This window comes from Solwaraspora sp. WMMB335 (assembly GCF_049179075.1).
Classification (GTDB): domain Bacteria; phylum Actinomycetota; class Actinomycetes; order Mycobacteriales; family Micromonosporaceae; genus Micromonospora_E.
In genome coordinates, this window is the sequence record NZ_JBMHMF010000001.1 from 7,697,348 (window position 1) to 7,715,953 (window position 18,606).

Here is an 18,606-nt window from a genome sequence, read left to right on the forward strand (position 1 = left end):
CAGAAAACACGGCCTCGGCGGGCTGGACCCGGGCTGCGGACCGGACCCGCCCCGGGCGGTGAACCGGGCCGGATCCGGACTATGAACCAAGCGCTTGTTCGGGTACGCTCACCGCCATGACACCCGCCACCCACGCGTCGCGCGACGCCGTGATCATCGCCGCCGCGCGTTCGCCGATCGGCCGTGCCGGTAAAGGCTCCCTGGTCGCGCTGCGTCCCGACGATCTCGCGGTGACCATCGCCCGGGCCGCGCTGGCTCAGGTGCCCGCCCTCGATCCGGCCGACGTGCAGGACGTCCTGCTCGGGTGCGCCCAGCCGGCCGGGGAACACGGCTACAACCTGGGCCGGATGGTCGCGATCGGGCTCGGCCTGGACGCCACCGCCGGCACCACGGTCCAGCGCTACTGCGCCTCGTCGGTGCAGACCACCCGGATGGCCTTCCACGCCATCCGGGCCGGCGAGGGCGACGCGTTCATCTCGGCCGGTGTCGAGATGGTCTCCCGGTACGACGCCGGAAAGTCGGACAACCTGCCCGGCACCCGTAACGTGCGGTACGCCCCGGCGTGGGCCCGCACCGCCGCCCGGTCCGCCGGTGGGGCCGACACCTGGCACGACCCGCGCGACACCGGCGCACCGCCGGATCCGTACGTCGCGATGGGCGAGACCGCCGAGAACGTCGCCCAGCTGTGCCAGGTCGGCCGCGTCGAGCAGGACGAGTTCGCGGTCCGCAGCCAGAACCTGACGGAGAAGGCGATCGCGGACGGGTTCCACGCCCGCGACATCACGCCGGTGACGTTGCCGGACGGCACCGTCGTCGACCGCGACGACAGTCCTCGGCCGGGAGTGCGGCTTTCGGCGGTGGCCGGGCTCAAGCCGGTCTTCCGGCCCGACGGTACGGTCACCGCCGGCAACTGCTGCCCGCTCAACGACGGTGCCGCCGCGCTGGTGGTGACCAGCGCGGCCCGGGCCGCGCAGCTGGGTGTCACCCCGCTGGCCCGGGTGGTGTCCACCGGTGTCTCCGCGCTCAGCCCGGAGGTGATGGGCCTGGGGCCGGTGGAGGCGACCCGCCGGGCGTTGCGCCACGCCGGGCTCGGCATCGGCGACATCGACCTGGTGGAGATCAACGAGGCGTTCGCCGCGCAGGTGCTGCCGTGCGTCCGGATGCTCGGCATCGACCTGGAGCGGGTCAACGTGCACGGTGGCGCGATCGCGCTCGGGCACCCGTTCGGGATGACCGGTGCCCGGATCACCACCACGCTGATCCGGGCGCTGCGCGAGCGTGACAAGCAGTTCGGGCTGGTGACCATGTGCGCCGCCGGTGGGCAGGGGATGGCGATGGTGATCGAGCGGATGAGCTGACCGCGTCACGGTGCCAACCAAGCGCTTGGTAAATTACCGGTGCCGGTCGCCGGTGGTGCCGGTTCGGCGCCGCCGGCGACCGGGACGGAGCAGGATCGGGAAGGTGGGAATGGCCGACAAACGGATGTCCCCGGAGCAGGTCGTCGCCGAGCTGCGTTCCGGCATGACGATCGGCATCGGCGGCTGGGGTTCGCGGCGCAAGCCGATGGCGCTGGTACGGGCGATCCTGCGGTCGGACCTGCACGACCTGACCGTGGTCAGCTACGGCGGACCGGACGTCGGTCTGCTGCTCGCCGCCGGCAAGGTGCGCCGCCTGGTGTACGGCTTCGTCTCACTGGACACCGTCGCACTGGAACCGCACTTCCGGGCCGCCCGTCAGGCCGGGGCCGTCGAGGCGGTCGAGTACGACGAAGGGATGCTCTACTGGGGTCTCTACGCCGCCGCCTGCCGGCTGCCGTTCCTGCCCACCCGGGCCGGCCTCGGCTCCGACGTGCTGCGGATCAACCCCGAGCTGCGCACCGTTCGCTCACCGTACGGCGACGAGGAACTCGTCGCGGTGCCGGCGCTGCGCCTGGACGCGGCCCTGGTCCACCTCAACCGTGCCGACGTGCACGGCAACGGCCTGTACCTCGGCCCGGACCCGTACTTCGACGACCTGTACTGCGCCGCCGCCGAGCGCGCCTACCTGTCCTGTGAGCGGATCGTCCCCACCGAGGACCTGCTGCCGGCCCGCCAGGTGCTGGTCCGCCGCGACCAGGTGCACGGCGTGGTGCCGGCGGCCAACGGCGCCCACTTCACCTCCTGCGAACCCGACTACGGCCGCGACGAACGGTTCCAGCGCGACTACGTGACCGCCGCGGCGGCCGGTGGCGAGCAGTGGCGCGACTTCCAGCACCGCTACCTCGACACCGACGAGGCCGGCTACCAGCGGGCCGTCGCCGAGCGCGACCGCCGGTTGGAGGTGCGCCGGTGAGCGGGCCCGACACCCCCACCCGCGCCGAGATCTGCGCGGTCGCCTGCGCCGAGGCGTGGCGCGGCGACGGGGAGATCCTGGCCAGCCCGATCGGGCTGATCCCCACCGTCGGTGCCCGGCTGGCCCGCGCCACCTTCGCCCCGCAGTTGATGCTCACCGACGGGGAGGCCGCCCTCGGCGTCGGCACCTGGGCGCTCGGCGACCCGCCGGGCGCGACCGAGGGATGGCTGCCCTTCCGGCAGATCTTCGAGCTGGTCTGGTCCGGTCACCGGCACGTCATGATGGGGCCGAGCCAGATCGACCGGTACGGCAACGTCAACATCTCCGCCGTCGGCGACTTCCACCGGCCGAAGGTGGCGCTGCTCGGCGTACGGGGCGCGCCGGGCAACACGGTCAGCCACCCGTGCAGCTACTGGGTGCCCCGGCACAGCCGACGGGTCTTCGTCGACCGGGTCGACCTGGTCTGCGGCGTCGGCTACGACCGCGCCGCCGCCGCCGGACCGCAGGTCACCCGCCACCACCAGCTGCGCCGGGTGGTCAGCAACCTCGGCGTGTTCGACTTTCCCGGCCCCGAGCACCGGATGCGCCTGGTCTCGGTGCATCCAGGGGTCAGCGTCGAGCAGGTACGCGAGGCCACCGGCTTCGAGCTGCGCGTCGACGCGGACGTACCGACCACCCGGCTGCCGACCCCGCAGGAGCTGCGGCTGATCCGCACCGTCATCGACCCGCACGACCAGCGGTACGCGGAGGTGCCCCGGTGACCGGCACCGTCCACCCCGCCCTGCGGACACCCCTGTGTGAGCTGTTCGGGGTGCGCTACCCGATCGTGCAGACCGGCATGGGCTTCGTCTCCGGCCCGGAGCTGACCGCCGCCACCGCCAACGCCGGCGGCCTGGGCATCCTGGCCGGCGCGACGCTGAGCCTGACCGGGCTGGCCGCCGCGATCGACGCGGTCCGGGAACGCACCGGCGCGCCGTTCGGGGTGAACGTACGGGCCGACGCCCCCGACGCCGCGCACCGGGTCGACCTGCTGATCCGCGAACAGGTCCGGGTCGCCTCGTTCGCCCTGGCACCCAAGCCGGAACTGATCGCCCGGCTGAAGGACGCCGGCACGGTGGTGGTGCCCTCGGTCGGCGCCCGCCGGCATGCCGAGAAGGTGGCCGGCTGGGGCGCCGACGCGGTGATCGTGCAGGGTGCCGAGGGCGGCGGACACACCGGCGCGGTGCCGACCAGCCTGCTGCTGCCGCAGGTGGTCGACGCGGTCGACATCCCGGTGATCGGTGCCGGCGGGTTCCACGACGGCCGGGGACTCGTCGCCGCGCTCGCCTACGGCGCCGCCGGGGTGGCGATGGGCACCCGGTTCCTGCTCACCTCCGACACGCTGATCCCGCCCGAGGTGCACCGTCGCTACCTGAGCGCCGGGGTGGACGGCACGGTGGTCACCCGTACCCTCGACGGGGTGCCGCAGCGGCTGCTGCGCAGCGACTTCGTCGACCGGCTGGAACGCTCCGGCCCGGTTCGCCGGCTGGCCCGGTCCGCCCGCAGCGCCGCCCGGTTCCGCCGGCTGACCGGCACGTCGTGGCGCCACCTGCTGGCCGAGGGCCGGGCGATGCGCCGCGACCACGAGCTGACCTGGGGGCAGGTGCTGCTCGCCGCGAACACCCCGATGCTGCTGCGCTCCGCTATGGTCGACGGCCGCACCGACCTCGGCGTGATGGCCGCCGGCCAGGTCACCGGCCTCATCGACGACGTACCCAGCTGCGCCGAGCTGATCGAGCGGATCATCGCCGAGGCGCAGGCGGTGCTGCACCGGCTGGCGGGGGCACCCGATGCCGGACGTTGACCCGCCGACCGGTGCGGCACCGGCTGTCGATCCACCGGCCGGCCGTGGCCTGCTCGCCGGGCGGACCGTGCTGGTGACCGCCGCCGCCGGCAGCGGAATCGGGTCCGCCACCGCCCGCCGCTGCGTCCAGGAAGGCGCCCGGGTGGCGATCAGCGACCGGCATGAACGCCGGTTGCGTGACACCGCCGCCGAGCTGGCCGGGCTCACCGGCGTCGAGCCGCTCGCCGTGGTCTGCGACGTCACCGTCGAAGACCAGGTCCAGGCGATGATCGACGCGGTGGTCGAGCAGTACGGGCACCTCGACGTACTGGTCAACAACGCCGGTCTCGGCGGCACCGCCCGGGTCGCCGAGATGACCGACGAGCAGTGGCACCGGGTGCTCGACGTCACCCTCACCGGCACCTTCCGGTGCACCCGGGCGGCGCTGCGGCACATGCTGGCGCGTGGTCGGGGCGCGATCGTCAACAACGCCTCGGTGCTGGGCTGGCGGGCCCAGCAGGGGCAGGCGCACTACGCCGCGGCCAAGGCCGGCGTGATGGCGTTGACCCGCTGCGCCGCGGTCGAGGCCGCGCCGGCCGGGGTACGGATCAACGCCGTCGCGCCCAGCCTGGCCATGCACGCCAACCTCGCCAAGGTCACCGACGACGAGCTGCTGTCCACCCTGGCCGCCCGGGAGGCGTTCGGCCGGGCCGCCGAACCCTGGGAAATCGCCAACGTGATCGTCTTCCTGGCCAGCGACTACGCCTCGTACCTGGTGGGCGAGGTGCTCTCGGTCAGCAGCCAACACCCGTGAGGACCACCCGATGACATCCACAGCAGACATCCCGCGACGACCCTCGATGGTCACCGTGACCACCGACCGGGATGGGGTCGCCGAGGTGGTCGTCGACCGGCCGCCGGTCAACGCGCTGCCGGTCGCCGGCTGGCACCGCCTGGCCGAGACGATCACGGCCGTCGGCGCGGACCCGGCGACCCGGGTCGTCGTGCTGCGCGCCGAGGGGCGCGGCTTCAATGCCGGGGTCGACATCAAGGAGATCCAGGCCGATCCCGGACACGACGCGCTGATCGGCGCCAACCGGGGCTGCTTCGCGGCGTTCGCCGCCGTCTACGACTGCCCGGTGCCGGTGATCGCCGCCGTGCACGGCTTCTGCCTGGGCGGCGGGATCGGGCTGGCCGGCAACGCCGACCTCATCGTCGCCAGCGACGACGCCACCTTCGGGCTGCCCGAGGTGGACCGGGGCGCCCTCGGCGCGGCCACCCACCTGTCGCGACTGGTGCCGCAGCACCGGGCCCGCGCCATGCTCTACACCTCCGCCACCGCCACCGCCGCCGAGCTGCACGGCTACGGGTCGGTGCTGGCGGTGGTCCCGGTCGCCGAGCTGCGGGCCACCGCGCTGGACCTGGCCGCCCGGATCGCCGCCAAGGATCCGGCGGTGATCCGGGCGGCCAAGGAGTCGCTCAACGGCATCGACCTGTGGGACGTCAAACGCAGCTACCGCTACGAGCAGGGATTCACCTTCGAGCTCAACCTCTCCGGGGTCGCCCACCGGGTGCGGGACACCTTCGGCCACCGGCCGGCCGAGCCGGACGCGGGCCAGGCGGGGCAGGGCTGACCGATGGACCTGCGTCCCGACCCCGCCGACGAGCAGTTCCGGGCCGAGGCCCGCGACTGGCTGCGTACCCACCGCCCGGCCCGCCCGCTGCCCTCCGGCGACACCCGTGACGGCTTCGCCGCCCACCTGGACTGGGAACGTCGACTCTTCGACGCCGGCTGGTCGGTGGTGTCCTGGCCGCGCCGCTACGGCGGTCGGGACGCCTCGCTGTGGCAGTGGCTGATCTTCGAGGAGGAGTACGCCGCCGCCGGCGCCCCGCAGCGGGTCACCCAGAACGGCATCTTCCTGCTCGCCCCGACGCTGTTCGAGTTCGGCACCGACGAGCAGCGCGACCGTGTCCTGCCGGCGATGGCCGCCGCCCGCCAGCTGTGGTGCCAGGGCTGGTCCGAGCCGGGCGCCGGTAGCGACCTGGCCGCGCTGACCAGCCGGGCGACGCGCGACGACGCGGCCGGTGGGTGGCGGCTCACCGGGCACAAGACCTGGACCACCCGGGGGGCGTTCTGCACCCATCTGTTCGGGCTGTTCCGCACCGACCCGCGACAGCAGCGCCATCGCGGCCTGACCTACTTCCTGGTGCCGCTGGACGCGGCCGGGGTCACCGTACGCGGGTTCGGCCGGTTCGACGGCGACGAGGGGTTCGCCGACGTCTTCCTCGACGACGTCTTCGTCCCGGACGCCGACGTCGTCGGCGGCGTCGGCGACGGGTGGCGGGTCGCGATGGCCACCACCGGCTCCGAGCGTGGGCTGACCCTGCGCCCGCCGGGCCGGTTCACCGCCGCCGTGGACCGGCTGGTCACGCTGGCCGGCGACCGGCCGGACCGGCTCAGCGCGCGGTTGCGCGACGACGTGGTACGGGCGTGGCTCGGCGCCCGCGCGTACCACCTGTTCACCCTCGCCCAGGTGACCCGGATTCTCGACGGCGACCCACCCGGCGCGCAGGCCAGCATCAACAAGCTGCACTGGTCCGAGCTGGACATCGCGCTGCACCGCACCGCGCTGGAGCTGCTCGGCCCGGACGCCGAACTCGACGGCGAGTGGACCCGGGGGTTCCAGTTCTCGCTGGCCGGACCGATCTACGCCGGCACGAACGAGATCCAACGCGGCATCGTCGCCGAGCGGCTGCTCGGCCTGCCCCGCCGCTAGCGACGCCCGACCGGGACGCCCACCCCTGCCGGACCACGAGAGAAGGGAACGACGTGCGGTTCGCCCTCACCGAGGATCAGGTCACCTTCCGCGACGCGGTGGCCGATCTGCTCGCCGCCGAATGTCCCGCCGAGGTGGTCCGGGCCGCCTGGCCCGGTGGCGACCCGAAACGGCTGGACCGGCTCTGGGCCGCGCTCGCCGACATGGGCGTGTTCGCCGCGGCGTTGCCCGAATCGGCCGGCGGGCTCGGGCTGGCAGACGTGGACCTGGCGCCGGTGCTCATCGCCACCGGCTACGCGGCGGTGCCGCTACCGGTGGCCGAGACGGCGGCGGTGGTCGGCCCGCTGCTGGCCGCGCTCGGCGACCCGGGCGGGCATCTGGACGCGATCACCGCCGGCCGGTGCCGGGTCGCCATCGCCGGAGCGAGCGGCCTGATCCCGTACGGGCAGCGGGCCGATCTGGCGCTGCTGCCGCACGATCCGGACGGACCCCGACTCGTCGCGCTGGACGCGGCCACCGCGACCACCGTGTCGACCATGGACGGCTCCCGGGCGGCCCTGCGCCTCGCCACCGAGCGGCCAGGCGGCGCTGAGCCGGGCGTGCGGCCCGGGGCCGTCCCGGCCGACCCGCTGCGGTTGGACGCTCCCACCGACCTGCTGGCGCTGACCGCTGACCGGGCCACCCTGGCCGCCGCGGCGCACCTCGTCGGGCTGGGCCGCAGGTTGCTCGATCTCACCGTCGCGCACGTGAGCACCCGCCGCCAGTTCGGCGCCCCGGTCGGCAGCTTCCAGGCGGTCAAGCACCAACTCGCCGACGCGTTGCGCGGGCTGGAGCTGGCCGAGCCGGTGGTGCTGGCCGCCGCCTGGTCGGCCGCCACCGGCGCGGCCAGTCGCCCGGTCGACGTGTCGGCCGGCTACCTGCTCGCCGCCGACGCCGCCGACCGCGCCGCCCGGACCGCGCTGCAGTGTCACGGCGCGATCGGCTACACCGTCGAGTACGACCTGCACCTGTACGCCAAGCGGGTGTGGGCCCTCACCGCCGACAACGCCGGTACCGATGCCCACCTGGACCGGATCGGCACCGCGATCGGCCTGCCGGCCGCAACGGCCAGGACAGCCGGCCTGCCGGCCGCAACGGCCAGGACAGCCGGCCTGCCGGCCGCAACGGCCAGGACAGCCGGCCTGCCGGCCGTAACGACCAGACAGGAGGAGGCTGCCCCGTGACTGACGACGCTGACGTGGTCCGCTACGCCACCGACGGGCCGGTGGCGGTGATCACCATGAACCGTCCCCGGTACGCCAACGCGCAGAACTCGGCGATGACCTACGCCCTCGACGACGCCTTCTACCGGGCCGCCGCCGACGACGACGTCGCGGTGGTGGTGCTGGCCGGGGCCGGTAAGCATTTCTCCGCCGGGCACGACATCGGCACCCCCGGCCGCGACATCGACCGCAGCTTCCCGCGTCGGGCCGGGCTGTGGTGGGACCACGTCGGCAAGCCCGGTGCGGAGAGCCGGTTCGCCCGCGAGTCCGAGGTGTATCTCGGGATGTGCCGGCGCTGGCGTGAGCTGCCCAAACCGACCATCGCGATGGTGCACGGCGCGTGTATCGCCGGCGGCCTGATGCTGGCCTGGTCCTGCGACCTGATCATCGCCGCCGACGACGCGCAGTTCGCCGATCCGGTGGTCCGGATGGGCATTCCCGGTGTCGAATACTTCGCCCACCCCTGGGTGATGGGACCTCGCCAGGCCAAGGAGTTCCTGTTCCTCGGCGAACGCATCGACGCCGACCGGGCACTGACGTTGGGCATGGTCAACCGGGTGGTGCCGCGTGCCGATCTGCGGGAGCACACGATGCAGGTCGCGCGCCGGATCGCCACCATGCCCCGGCTGGGACTGGCGTTGACCAAGAAGGCGGTCAACCAGGCCGAGGACCTGATGGGCCTGCGGGCCGGGATGGACTCGGTGTTCGGCCTGCACCACGTGGCGCACGCGCACAACGCCGAGGTGGGCGAGGATCCGCTGGCCGGTCACGATGCGCGGACGATGCGCGAGGACGCCGCCGACGCCCGGCGCGCCGGCGGTGGCGCGGGTCGCGGCGGTGGCGGCGGCGACTCGGCCGAGGCCCGCTGATGCGCTTCGACGTACAGCTGTTCGGGCTGCCGGCGACCGAGTACACGCAGCTGGCCTGCCACGCCGAACGCCTCGGCTTCGACACGGTCTGGCTCGCCGACCACGTCGTCACCCCGGCGCGCTACGCCCGCATCTACCCGTACCGGCGCTCGGGCGACCCCGGGATCCGGCCGAGCACCCCCCTGGTCGATGTGCTGGTGACACTGGGACACCTGGCCGCCCGCACCAGCCGGATCCGGCTCGGCACCGGAGTGCTGATCGCGCCGCTGCGCGATCCGTTCCTGATCGCCCGGGCCTGGGCGAGTCTGCAGCAGCTGTCCGCCGGCCGGGCGGTGCTCGGCGTCGGGGTCGGCTGGATGGCCGAGGAGTTCGCCGCGCTCGGGGTCGACTTCACCACCCGGGGTGCCCGCACCGACGAACTGCTGCGGGTGCTCGACCTGCTCTGGTCCGGCCAGCCGGTCGCCCATCACGGCCGGTTCTTCGCCTTCCCGACCGTCCACTTCGGTCCGCCGCCGCACCCGCCGGTGCCGGTCGTCGTCGGCGGGCACAGCCCGGCCGCGCTGCGCCGCGCCGCGCGCCACGGCTCGGGTTGGTTCGGCCCGGACGTGGATCTGGCGACGTCGGCCCGGCTGTGCCGGCAGATCGACGAGCTGCGTGAGCGCTCCGGTGCCGGCGGGCCGTTCACCCACCATGTGCGGCTGGCCGGCGAGATCAGCGTCGCCGCCGCCGAGGCGTACCGCGACGCCGGCCTGGAACACCTGGTGGTGGCGCCGTTCACCCGGCTGCCCGCCGGTGCCACGGCGGCGGACCGCCGGGCCGCGCTCGACTCCGTCGCCGAGCGGCTCGCACCGCTGTGGCCCGATTCCCACCCCGTCGGCACCACCGGGAGAGATTCGTCATGACCGCCACCGGCACCCCTGATCCGTCCGGCGATCCCGGTCCGGCCGCCACCCCGGATCCGGCCGCCACCGCTGCCCGAGCGGCCGTGTTCGACCAGGCCACCATCGACGAATACACCAGGGCCGGGCACTGGGACGACGAGACGATCGCGGCGATGGTCGCCCGGCACGCCGCGACCCGCCCGGACCGGCCGGCCTTCATCGCCGCCGACGCCACTCTGAGCTGGTCGGCCTACGACCGGTTGAGCACCCGACTGGCCGGTGCGTACGCGCTCGCCGGCCTGCGCCCCGGCGAGCGGATCGCCACCCTGCTCACCGGTGGGGCACTGGTGCACGTGGCGTACCTCGCCGCGCAGAAGGCCGGCCTGGTGACCGTCGGCATCGGACCGCGCGCCGGGACCGCGGAGATCCGGCACCTGGTACGCCGTACCGGCGCGTCGGCACTGGTGACCCGCCCCACCCACCGGGGTCGCGACGCCGGTGCGGTGACCGCCGAGCTGGGTGCCGACGGGGGCACGGCGGGTCCGCTGACGCACCTGACGGTGGCCGTCGACCCGTCCGGTGACCTGACCCTGCGGCGCGACGGAGACCGGGTGGAGCTGCCCGACGCGGCGGCTGCCGTGGCCGCCGTCGCCGGTCGTTCGCTGGGCGCCAACGACCTGTTCTTCCTGAACTCCACCTCGGGCACCACCGGGCTGCCGAAGTGCGTGATGCAGACGATGAACACCCGCAAGTACTTCGGTCCGCTGGCCGCCGACGCCGGTCGGTTCGGCCCGGACGAGGTGTTCGCGTCCGTGCTGCCCGCGCCGTACGGGTTCGGCCAGTGGAGCGGCCACGTGGTGCCCACCATGTACGGGTACCCGACGGTGCTGGTGGAGGAGTTCGACGCCGAAGATGCCCTGGCGCTCATCGAGCGGCACCGGGTGTCCGTGCTGGCGGCGGTGACCAGCCAGTTCGTCATGATGCTCAACGCCGACGGGTTCGGCCGCCGCGATCTGTCGTCGCTGCGGGTGCTGTTCACCGGCGGCGAGCGGGTGCCGGCGCAGCGGGCCGCCCGGTTCGAGGAGCGGACCGGCTGCGCGGTGCTGCAGTTCTACGGGTCCAACGAGGCCGGCCCGATCAGTGTCACCCGGGTCGACGACGACCGGGCGCGTCGACTCGCCACGGCGGGGCGGACCATCGAGCAGATGCGGGTACGGCTGTTCGACGCCGACGGCCGGGACGTCACCGCGACCGGTGGGCCCGGACAGTGCGCCGCCCGTGGTCCCGGGTTGACGCCCGGCTACTACGACGACCCGGTGGCCAACGGGCAACTGGTGCGCCCGGACGGGTGGATGCTCACCGGCGACCTGGTCCGGATCGACGCCGACGGTTATCTGACGGTGACCGGCCGGGTGGCGGACTTCATCATCCGGGGCGGGCACAACATCAGCGTGCTGGCGGTGGAGGAAGCGGTCGGCGGCTGTCCGCGCGTCGCCCAGGTGGCGGTGGTGCCCGCCGCCGACGAGGTGCTCGGCGAGCGGGCCTGTGCGTACGTGGTGACGACCGACCGGGCCGAGTTGACGCTCGACGAGTTGCGCGCCGATCTGGCCGCCCGGGGCGTGTCGAAGTACGAATGGCCGGAACGTCTGGTCACTCTGGACTCGTTGCCGCTCAGCGCCGGAGGCAAGGCCGACAAGGCCAAGCTGCGTGCCGACGCCGCCACGCGGTTCGGATAGTGGTGGGTCATGCGGTTCGGATAGTGGTGGGTGCGGCACCGTGAGCGGGGCCGCACCCACGGCGGTCAGCGCCCCGGCGCGGGTGCGGCGGCCGTCCAGGCGGCGATGACCGTGTCGCTGGTGGTCCAGTCCTCGGGGGCGAGCAGGCCACGGAAGACCGGCTCGCAGGCGGCGGTCAGCTCGGCGTTGTTGTTGGCGATGCAGTCCGCCGCGACGACCGTGAAATAGTCCCGCTCGATCGCGTCGCGCACGGTGGACTCGACGCAGCCGGTGCCGGCGATCCCGGTCGCGACGATGGCGCGGATGTCCCGGGCCCGCAGCATGTTGTCCAGCTGGGTGCCGATGAACGCGCTGCGGCGGATCTTGTCGAAGACGGCGTCGCCCGGCTGGGGGGCGAGCTCGTCGACGATCTGCCAGCCCCACGTGCCGTACATGCAGTGCAGCGGTTCGAAGCCGAAACGCAGGTTGTCGGCGAGCCAGACCGCAGAGGCGAGAGAGCCGTCCGGCTGCTGGACGACCCGGGAATACAGCACCGCCACTGCGGCGGCGCGAGCGGCGGCGGCGAGCCGCTTGATCGGTGCGACCACGCCTTGGAAGCCGGTCACCATCGGTCGACCGAAGGCCTTGGCGCAGTGGCCGTCGTCATGGACGAAGTCGTTCTGCATGTCGATGACGAGCAGGGCGGTACGGGACGGGACGATCTTGTCGTCGAGACGGTCGGGCAGTACGTGCCCGAGGTAGGTGCGGGCCATCAGGGGCTCCCGGGGCATCGGCGGACGGGACACCTGCCAAGCAAGTGCTTGGTTGAGGATAGGTGTCACGTCCGCCGGTGGCAATCGGTCGTGGCGGTGCTGACCTGGGTCGACGTCGTCCGGGTGCCCCGAGGTGCGGGACGCGCAAGCGGCGGCTGGCGTCAGTTGGACCAGGTGTAGCCGGCAAGGTCCCAGACTGCCTGGGACTGGCTCAGGCCGACGATGACGGCCGCCGCGGTGGCGGCCAGCAGCGCGGCGGTGGTCGTGATCATCGCTCGTAGGCGCATGGCGATCTCCTTGCCGTCCAGTGTGGGCTGTACCGACAGGATAGCCCGTGCCCGCCGCGGTGCGGTCCGGTCGGCGGCCGGTGGGTGGTGAATCGTCGCCGGTGTATCTGGTGTATCCGGTGCCGCACGGCCCGGTGCCGCGTCGCCGGCAGGACATCCGGTGTTCCGGCGATTGTCACTATGGATGATCGAGATGGCCCCGGCCAGACCCTAGCGCCGACAGGGTGATACTACGTACTGTATCTATGTGGTTACAGCCCAGCTGACCGTTGGTTGGATGCGACGCGAACCGGCGACCACTGTGGTCGCGCAGGAATCACCACGCGGATCCGCTCCAACCGGTACCACCTGGGGCCGGGTCCCCGAACTCGACGAGCGACTCCCGGACCGTGACGCGCCGACAGCCGGCTACGGCCGCGCGGGCAGCACGGGATCGGTCGCCGTCGCGGTTGCGGATGACCAGGCGGATCCGACCGCGCGGTGCCGCTGCTCAGGCAGCGGCGGCCGCGGTCATGGTGACGGGCGGATGCCGACGACACGGCACCGATCCCAGGCAAGGGTCGACACCACATGAGGGAGGGCACGTGATTCTCTACAACACGTCCATGGGAGTGGTCGCCGGGCTGGCGCTGATCCTGGTGTCGCTACTGCTCCGACGGGCCGCCGTGGCCGCCCTGCCGGCGTTCGAGAAGGTCGATCCCGACCTTGCGGGGGACCGGCCGGCGGCGGTGGTGGTACCAGCCGGCGGCACTTTCGATCCACGGTTGTGGGCGGTGGCACTCGGTGCGCTCGGTCTGATTCTCGCGCCGCTGGGTGCGCTGATGGCGACCACCTGGCCGTTGACCGTCAACCCACCGCTCAACTTCATCTTCGGTGAGCCATGCCTGATCCTGGGCGTTCTGCTGCTCGCCGCGGCGGTCTACCTCTGGCATCTGCGCGGCGACCTCGCCGGCCTGCAACAGGTCGATCTCACGCCGGTGGCCGTGGTCGTCTTCGGACTCGGCGGCGTCCTGATCGCCTGTGCCGTCGCCATCGCACGGTTCGAGATCGTCGGCGGTGCGCCGGCGGCCGAACCGATCACCGGGCTGCTCAACAGCTATCCGCTCGTGGAAAACACCTTCTTCGCGTTGCTGTACCTGGCCGCGGGCCTCGGTGCCATCCTGGCACCGCTGAGCCGCCTGCGTCCGGGATGGCTGCTCACCGCCGCCCGGTGGCTCTGGTTCGGCAGCGGACTGGTGTTCGCCCTGTTCAGCATCATGAACTACTACACCCACGCTGGCCTGGACATCAACCTTCGTCTCGGTACGGAGTACCGGATCTGATCCGCTAGCACGCGGCCTCGCCCGAGGCCGTGCCCGCCGCGACCCGTGAGACGCCGGTACCAGCCCGGCGTCTCACCTACGAGTGGGCGACGAAAAACGTCGCTGGTGGCCCTGGCCGGCAGGGCGACGAAGTCCGCCGCTCGGCGCACCGGTCAGACCCGGCCGGCGACCAGGTACTGCAGCCGGATGTCGTGGTGTGGCGCGACGCCGAATCGCCGGTCCAGTTCCAAGATCGACTTCAGCGGGGTCACCGTGACGTCCGTCAGTCCGGCCTGCTCCAGGATGGCGACGGTCTGGTCCATGGATGTCGCCGTCGCCAGCGGCAGCACCGCCTGGACCCGTTCGTCGTAGCAGCCGGCGAAGTTCTCCGAAGCGTTGTCCAGGCCATCGGGGAACCAGGCGCTGTCGACCACCGCGACCCTGCCACCGGGGCGTAACAGCCGTACCCAGTTGGCCACCGCGACATCCGGCTCGCGCAGAGTCCACATCAGATATCGGCTGGTCACCGCGTCGAAACTGCCGGGTGGGAAGTCCGGCGCGACGGCGTCACCGTGCCGGATGCGCGGACCGCGCGGCAACTCGGCCGCGTGCCTGCGGGCGCGTTCCAACATTCCGTCGGACAGGTCGATGCCGGTCACGCGGTGACCGAGTCCGGCCAGGACCATGGCCACCTGCCCGGTGCCGGTGCCGACATCGAGTACGTCCAGCGGAGCCGGTGGCAGCGCCTGTGCCCAGATCACCGACCACGCCTGCTGGTCGGCGGTGAACCGGTCCGGACGCTGGACGTGCTCGTCGTAGCTCGGCGCCCGGCCGGTCCAGTACGTGTTGATGCGATCCTGCGCGGTCACGCGGTGCTCCGCTGTGCCGTGTCCGGGTCGGCGGTGACCGGGTGGAACAGCAGATGGATGGCACCGTCGAGATCCAGGCGCTGGATGCCGATCCCGTAGACGCTCTCGATGACGGTCGGGTCGAGCACCTCGTCGGTGGTGCCGGCGGCCACGATCCCACCGTGACCCAGCAGCACCAGGTCGTCGCAGTAACGGGCGGCGAGGTTCAGGTCGTGCAGCACCACGATCGAGCAGGTGCCCAGGGTACGGACCAGGTGCAGGATCTCGTGCTGGTACCGGATGTCGAGATGGTTGGTCGGCTCGTCGAGCAGCAGGTGGGTGGCCTGCTGGGCGAGCGCCCGGGCGATCAGCACCCGCTGACGCTCCCCGCCGGAAAGGCTGGCGAACGCCCGCGCGCCGAGGTGGGTGGCACCGACCCGGGCCAGACACCGGGCCGCTATCTGCTGGTCGTACCGGCCGGCACGCTGGAAGGTCGACAGATGCGGTCCGCGTCCGAGCAGGACCAACTCGGCCACGGTCAACGCGGTCTCGCCGCCGCTTTCCTGCACGACCACGGCGAGTCGCCGCGCCGCTTCCCGCGCGCGCAGATCGCGCAGGGTGTCGCCGTCGACCGAGACGGCGCCGGTGTCGCTACGCAGCGCGCCGTAGAGAAGCCGCAGCAGGGTCGTCTTGCCGCTGCCGTTCGGGCCGATCAGCCCGAGCACCCGTCCGGGCCGTGCGGTCACGCTGACCGCGTCGATCACCGGGTTGGCGCCGTAGCGCCAGGAGACCCGGGCCGCCTCGATCACGGATTCACCGCGAAGCGTTGCACGATCCGCTCGAGCCCGTCGATCGACAGCGGCGTCGGTGGCTCGGTGAAGTTGAACAGCTGGGTCAGCAGATCCCCATTACGTACGGCGGTGAGGTTCTCCGCTCCGGGCAGGCCGGTCAGTCCCTGCTCGACCGCTGCCGGGTCACCGTCGCTGTACAGCAGGATCAGCACGTCGGGGTCGCGGCCGAGTAGCTCCTCGACGGTGACCTCGAAGACCCGCTCCTCGACGTCGGCGAAGACGTTGCGCAAGCCGGCCGCTTCCAGTTGCGGGTGCGCCATGCTGGCCGTGCCGTAGGCGTACGTCGCCCCGCCGCCCACCGTCGGATACAGCACCGCAGCGGTACGTCCCGACGCCGCATCGGCCTGGGCCTGCACCTGCGCCATCCGTTCCTGCAGCGCGGTCACCGCGGCGCTGGCCTGCGTGGGGCGGCCGAAGACCTCGCCGTAGGTCTCCAGCTGTGCGTAGATGTCCTCGAAGCTCGGCACGTCGGTGCTGCCCGGGCACATCGCCGGCTCCTCCAGCAGCGCAATGTTCACGGCCGACAGCGTGTCCCGGGACAGGTTGTCCACCTCACCGAGCACCAGATCCGGCTGCTGGCTGATCACCACCTCCTTGGAGATCTGCAGGTGTCCACTGGTGTCGGTCTTGTCGGTGAGCAACGGAATCCGGTCCAGTTCGGCGAGTGTCTGCGTGTCGTAGTACTCCGAGGGGTACTGCCCGGCGCGGGCGACGACCTGGTCCAGCACGCCGAGCGAGTGCAAGTACGGCACGGCCGCGCTCTTGAGCAGCACCACCCGTTGCGGGGCGGAGTCGAAGGTCACCTCCACACCGCAGTTGACGACGGTGACCGGATATCCGTCGCCCGTGGCGGCTGCCTCGTCGTCGGTGCCGCCGCCACAGGCGGTGGAGAGCAGCACGGCGGCGCAGGCGAAGGCGGCGACAGCGATCTGAGTCGGTTTCACAACTTCTCCCGTCAGGTCTTCTTGGGTCGGTGGGGCGGTCGGGCGATGTCGCGGAACGGTTCAGCCGGCGGTGGCGTGCAGGCGCCGGATCAGGATCAGCAGGAAGGGCGCGCCGAGCAGGGAGGTGATGATGCCGATCGGGATCTCCTGCGGTGCCAGCAGGACCCGGGCGAGCACGTCGGCCCAGACCAGCAGGATCGCGCCGAGCAGCGCCGCCACCGGCACCACCCGCACGTGGGCCGCCCCGACGATGCGTCGGGCCAGATGGGGTACGACGAGCCCGACGAAACCGATGCTGCCGGCGGCGGAGACCAGCACGCCGACGCTGAGCGAGACGATCAGCAGCAGCCGCAGCCGGAACCGGTCCGGCGACACGCCCAGGGTCTGCGCGGTCTCGTCACCGATCGCCAGCACGTCCAGCCGGCGACCGGCGACGGTCAGATAGGCGAGCGTGGCGCCCAGTACGACCGCGGCGACCGCGAGCAGCGCGTCCCAGCGGGCCAGCCCGAGCGAGCCGAGTAGCCAGAACAGCACCGAACGCGCGCCTTCGGCGGATCCGGAGGCGAAGATCAGGAAACTGGTGCTCGCATACAGCGCGTAGCCGACCGCGACGCCGGACAGCAGCAGTCGGATCGAGGTCATCCGACCGCCGCTGCGCGCGATCAGAAACACCAGCGTCGACGCACCGAGCGCGCCGACGAACGCGCTGGCCGACAGGGCGTACTGCCCGAAGCCGGCGCCGACGCCGAACAGGATCGCCGCTGCCGCGCCGCTGGCGGCGCCGGAGTTGATGCCCAGCAGGTACGGATCGGCCAGCACGTTGCGGACCATGGCCTGCAGGGCCACCCCGCACACGGCCAGCCCGGCGCCGACGAGTATGCCGAGCAGCACGCGGGGCAGTCGGACCTGCCACACGATGGCCTCCTCCGGCAGCGTCCAGGTCACCTCGGCAGGCAGCCCGACGAGGTGGTGTCCGATGATCCGGGCCACCGTCATCGGGTGGATGCCGACGGCACCGGAGCCGATCGCCACGACGGCGGTCACGATCAGCCCGGCCGTCAACGCGAGCAGCCAGAACACGGTGCGGCGGCGACGGGCCGTGACACCGAGCACCTCGCCATGGTCCATCGGTTGGACGACCGGCATCGTCGTCATCGGACGGCGAGCAGGACCCGGTCGTCGTGGTGCTGCCAGATCGTGCCGATCTCCCGGAATCCGGCTGCGGACAGGGCGGCGACGTGCGTGGACAGTGGGGTGACCTGTTCGGCGTCGCGTGGGCCGTACGTCCGGTCGGCCTGTTGCCGGCGGGCTGCGCGTTCCTCGGCGACGGCGGTGAGCAGTGGATCGGCCGTGGCCGCTGCCCACCACCGCGCCCAGTCGGGAACGCCGTCGACGGCGAAGGCCCGGTGGGTGACGCGGTCGTCGGCCGCCGCGGCCAGCCTCTGGTGGGTGGACTGCGTCGTGTCGTACGGCAGGTTGTCGCCGTTGAGCAGAAGACCGCCGGGACGTAGCAGATCCGCCGCCCGGCGGTAGACGGCGTACAGGGTGCCCGGATCGAGCCAGTGCAACGCGGTGGTCGAGACGACGACGTCGACATTCTCGACGCCGAGCCGGTGGTGCCAGTGCGGATCGCGTAGATCGGCGTCGATCAGGTGCAGTCGCTCGGCGTACCGGGCGAGGGTCTGCCGACCGAGTTCCAGCAGCAACGGGTCGGAGTCGACGGCGACGGCCGTGGCACCGGGGTACGCGGTGAGGATGCGCTGCGACAGCGAGCCCGGCCCGCAGCCGAGATCGAGTGCGACGAAGCTGTCGCCGATCACCTCGCCGATGGTTCTCGCCATGACGGCGAAGCGTTCCTCGCGGCGGGGCAGGTATCCGGTCTGCTGGGCGTCCCAGGACGCCAGCAGCTGCTGCCAGCGGTCGATCGTGGCGGTCATCTGGCTGT

The 18,606-nt window shown here is 72.5% G+C and carries 19 protein-coding genes; 12 read left to right on the forward strand and 7 right to left on the reverse strand.

Going from position 1 to position 18,606, the window contains the following annotated elements:
* The first annotated feature begins 116 nt into the window (after nucleotides 1-116).
* From ACN27F_RS33035 to ACN27F_RS33085, 11 genes are all read left to right on the forward strand, one after another.
* Entirely contained in the window at nucleotides 117-1,358 is a 1,242-nt protein-coding gene (locus tag ACN27F_RS33035; protein ID WP_421439474.1) for an acetyl-CoA C-acetyltransferase, read from the forward strand.
* A 109-nt stretch (nucleotides 1,359-1,467) separates the two neighbouring features.
* The gene (locus ACN27F_RS33040) at nucleotides 1,468-2,331 is read left to right on the forward strand and encodes a CoA transferase subunit A (protein WP_421439475.1); all 864 of its coding nucleotides are present in this window, start codon (nucleotides 1,468-1,470) and stop codon (nucleotides 2,329-2,331) included.
* Entirely contained in the window at nucleotides 2,328-3,092 is a 765-nt protein-coding gene (locus ACN27F_RS33045; protein ID WP_421439477.1) for a CoA-transferase subunit beta, read from the forward strand. The genes ACN27F_RS33040 and ACN27F_RS33045 overlap by 4 nt, the downstream gene beginning before the upstream one ends.
* On the forward strand, nucleotides 3,089-4,174 hold the full coding sequence (locus ACN27F_RS33050) for an NAD(P)H-dependent flavin oxidoreductase (protein ID WP_421439479.1): 1,086 nt from the start codon (nucleotides 3,089-3,091) through the stop codon (nucleotides 4,172-4,174). Before ACN27F_RS33045 ends, ACN27F_RS33050 begins: the two co-directional genes overlap by 4 nt.
* Nucleotides 4,161-4,967: an SDR family oxidoreductase gene (locus ACN27F_RS33055; RefSeq protein WP_421439480.1), complete on the forward strand. Its 807-nt coding sequence runs from the start codon at nucleotides 4,161-4,163 to the stop codon at nucleotides 4,965-4,967. Before ACN27F_RS33050 ends, ACN27F_RS33055 begins: the two co-directional genes overlap by 14 nt.
* Nucleotides 4,968-5,013: 46 nt before the next feature.
* Nucleotides 5,014-5,787 (forward strand): enoyl-CoA hydratase family protein, encoded by a 774-nt coding sequence (locus ACN27F_RS33060; protein WP_421440592.1) that lies wholly within the window; start codon nucleotides 5,014-5,016, stop codon nucleotides 5,785-5,787.
* A 3-nt stretch (nucleotides 5,788-5,790) separates the two neighbouring features.
* Nucleotides 5,791-6,930, forward strand: a complete 1,140-nt coding sequence (locus ACN27F_RS33065; RefSeq protein ID WP_421439482.1) for an acyl-CoA dehydrogenase family protein — start codon at nucleotides 5,791-5,793, stop codon at nucleotides 6,928-6,930.
* A 53-nt stretch (nucleotides 6,931-6,983) separates the two neighbouring features.
* Nucleotides 6,984-8,153, forward strand: coding sequence for an acyl-CoA dehydrogenase family protein (locus tag ACN27F_RS33070; RefSeq protein WP_421439484.1), 1,170 nt, complete (start codon nucleotides 6,984-6,986; stop codon nucleotides 8,151-8,153).
* Nucleotides 8,150-9,061 carry an enoyl-CoA hydratase gene (locus tag ACN27F_RS33075; protein WP_421439485.1) on the forward strand — a complete coding sequence of 304 codons (912 nt, stop codon included), beginning with the start codon at nucleotides 8,150-8,152 and terminating at the stop codon, nucleotides 9,059-9,061. The genes ACN27F_RS33070 and ACN27F_RS33075 overlap by 4 nt, the downstream gene beginning before the upstream one ends.
* Nucleotides 9,061-9,963 carry a TIGR03619 family F420-dependent LLM class oxidoreductase gene (locus tag ACN27F_RS33080; protein WP_421439487.1) on the forward strand — a complete coding sequence of 301 codons (903 nt, stop codon included), beginning with the start codon at nucleotides 9,061-9,063 and terminating at the stop codon, nucleotides 9,961-9,963. The genes ACN27F_RS33075 and ACN27F_RS33080 overlap by 1 nt, the downstream gene beginning before the upstream one ends.
* A complete protein-coding gene (locus ACN27F_RS33085; protein WP_421439489.1) occupies nucleotides 9,960-11,678 on the forward strand; it encodes a class I adenylate-forming enzyme family protein in 1,719 nt (572 codons plus the stop codon). Before ACN27F_RS33080 ends, ACN27F_RS33085 begins: the two co-directional genes overlap by 4 nt.
* A gap of 65 nt (nucleotides 11,679-11,743) precedes the next feature.
* Here ACN27F_RS33085 and ACN27F_RS33090 read toward each other — a convergent pair whose 3' ends face one another.
* The gene (locus ACN27F_RS33090) at nucleotides 11,744-12,448 is read right to left on the reverse strand and encodes a cysteine hydrolase family protein (protein ID WP_421439490.1); all 705 of its coding nucleotides are present in this window, start codon (nucleotides 12,446-12,448) and stop codon (nucleotides 11,744-11,746) included.
* A 143-nt stretch (nucleotides 12,449-12,591) separates the two neighbouring features.
* Nucleotides 12,592-12,717, reverse strand: coding sequence for a hypothetical protein (locus ACN27F_RS33095; protein WP_421439492.1), 126 nt, complete (start codon nucleotides 12,715-12,717; stop codon nucleotides 12,592-12,594).
* A 584-nt stretch (nucleotides 12,718-13,301) separates the two neighbouring features.
* On the opposite strand from ACN27F_RS33095, the gene ACN27F_RS33100 reads away from it, so the two are divergent.
* Entirely contained in the window at nucleotides 13,302-14,039 is a 738-nt protein-coding gene (locus ACN27F_RS33100; protein WP_421439493.1) for a DUF981 family protein, read from the forward strand.
* A gap of 152 nt (nucleotides 14,040-14,191) precedes the next feature.
* On the opposite strand, the gene ACN27F_RS33105 is transcribed toward ACN27F_RS33100, so the two are convergent.
* The 5 genes from ACN27F_RS33105 to ACN27F_RS33125 are packed head-to-tail and all read right to left on the reverse strand — an operon-like array spanning nucleotide 14,192 to nucleotide 18,598.
* Nucleotides 14,192-14,887: a class I SAM-dependent methyltransferase gene (locus tag ACN27F_RS33105; protein WP_421439495.1), complete on the reverse strand. Its 696-nt coding sequence runs from the start codon at nucleotides 14,885-14,887 to the stop codon at nucleotides 14,192-14,194.
* Nucleotides 14,884-15,675, reverse strand: a complete 792-nt coding sequence (locus ACN27F_RS33110) for an ABC transporter ATP-binding protein (RefSeq protein ID WP_421439497.1) — start codon at nucleotides 15,673-15,675, stop codon at nucleotides 14,884-14,886. The genes ACN27F_RS33105 and ACN27F_RS33110 overlap by 4 nt, the downstream gene beginning before the upstream one ends.
* Nucleotides 15,672-16,661 carry an ABC transporter substrate-binding protein gene (locus ACN27F_RS33115; protein ID WP_421439499.1) on the reverse strand — a complete coding sequence of 330 codons (990 nt, stop codon included), beginning with the start codon at nucleotides 16,659-16,661 and terminating at the stop codon, nucleotides 15,672-15,674. The genes ACN27F_RS33110 and ACN27F_RS33115 overlap by 4 nt, the downstream gene beginning before the upstream one ends.
* Nucleotides 16,662-16,721: 60 nt before the next feature.
* Nucleotides 16,722-17,807 carry a FecCD family ABC transporter permease gene (locus ACN27F_RS33120; protein WP_421439501.1) on the reverse strand — a complete coding sequence of 362 codons (1,086 nt, stop codon included), beginning with the start codon at nucleotides 17,805-17,807 and terminating at the stop codon, nucleotides 16,722-16,724.
* A gap of 5 nt (nucleotides 17,808-17,812) precedes the next feature.
* Complete coding sequence (locus tag ACN27F_RS33125) at nucleotides 17,813-18,598, reverse strand: class I SAM-dependent methyltransferase (protein ID WP_421439503.1); 786 nt, start codon at nucleotides 18,596-18,598, stop codon at nucleotides 17,813-17,815.
* Nucleotides 18,599-18,606 lie beyond the last annotated feature (8 nt).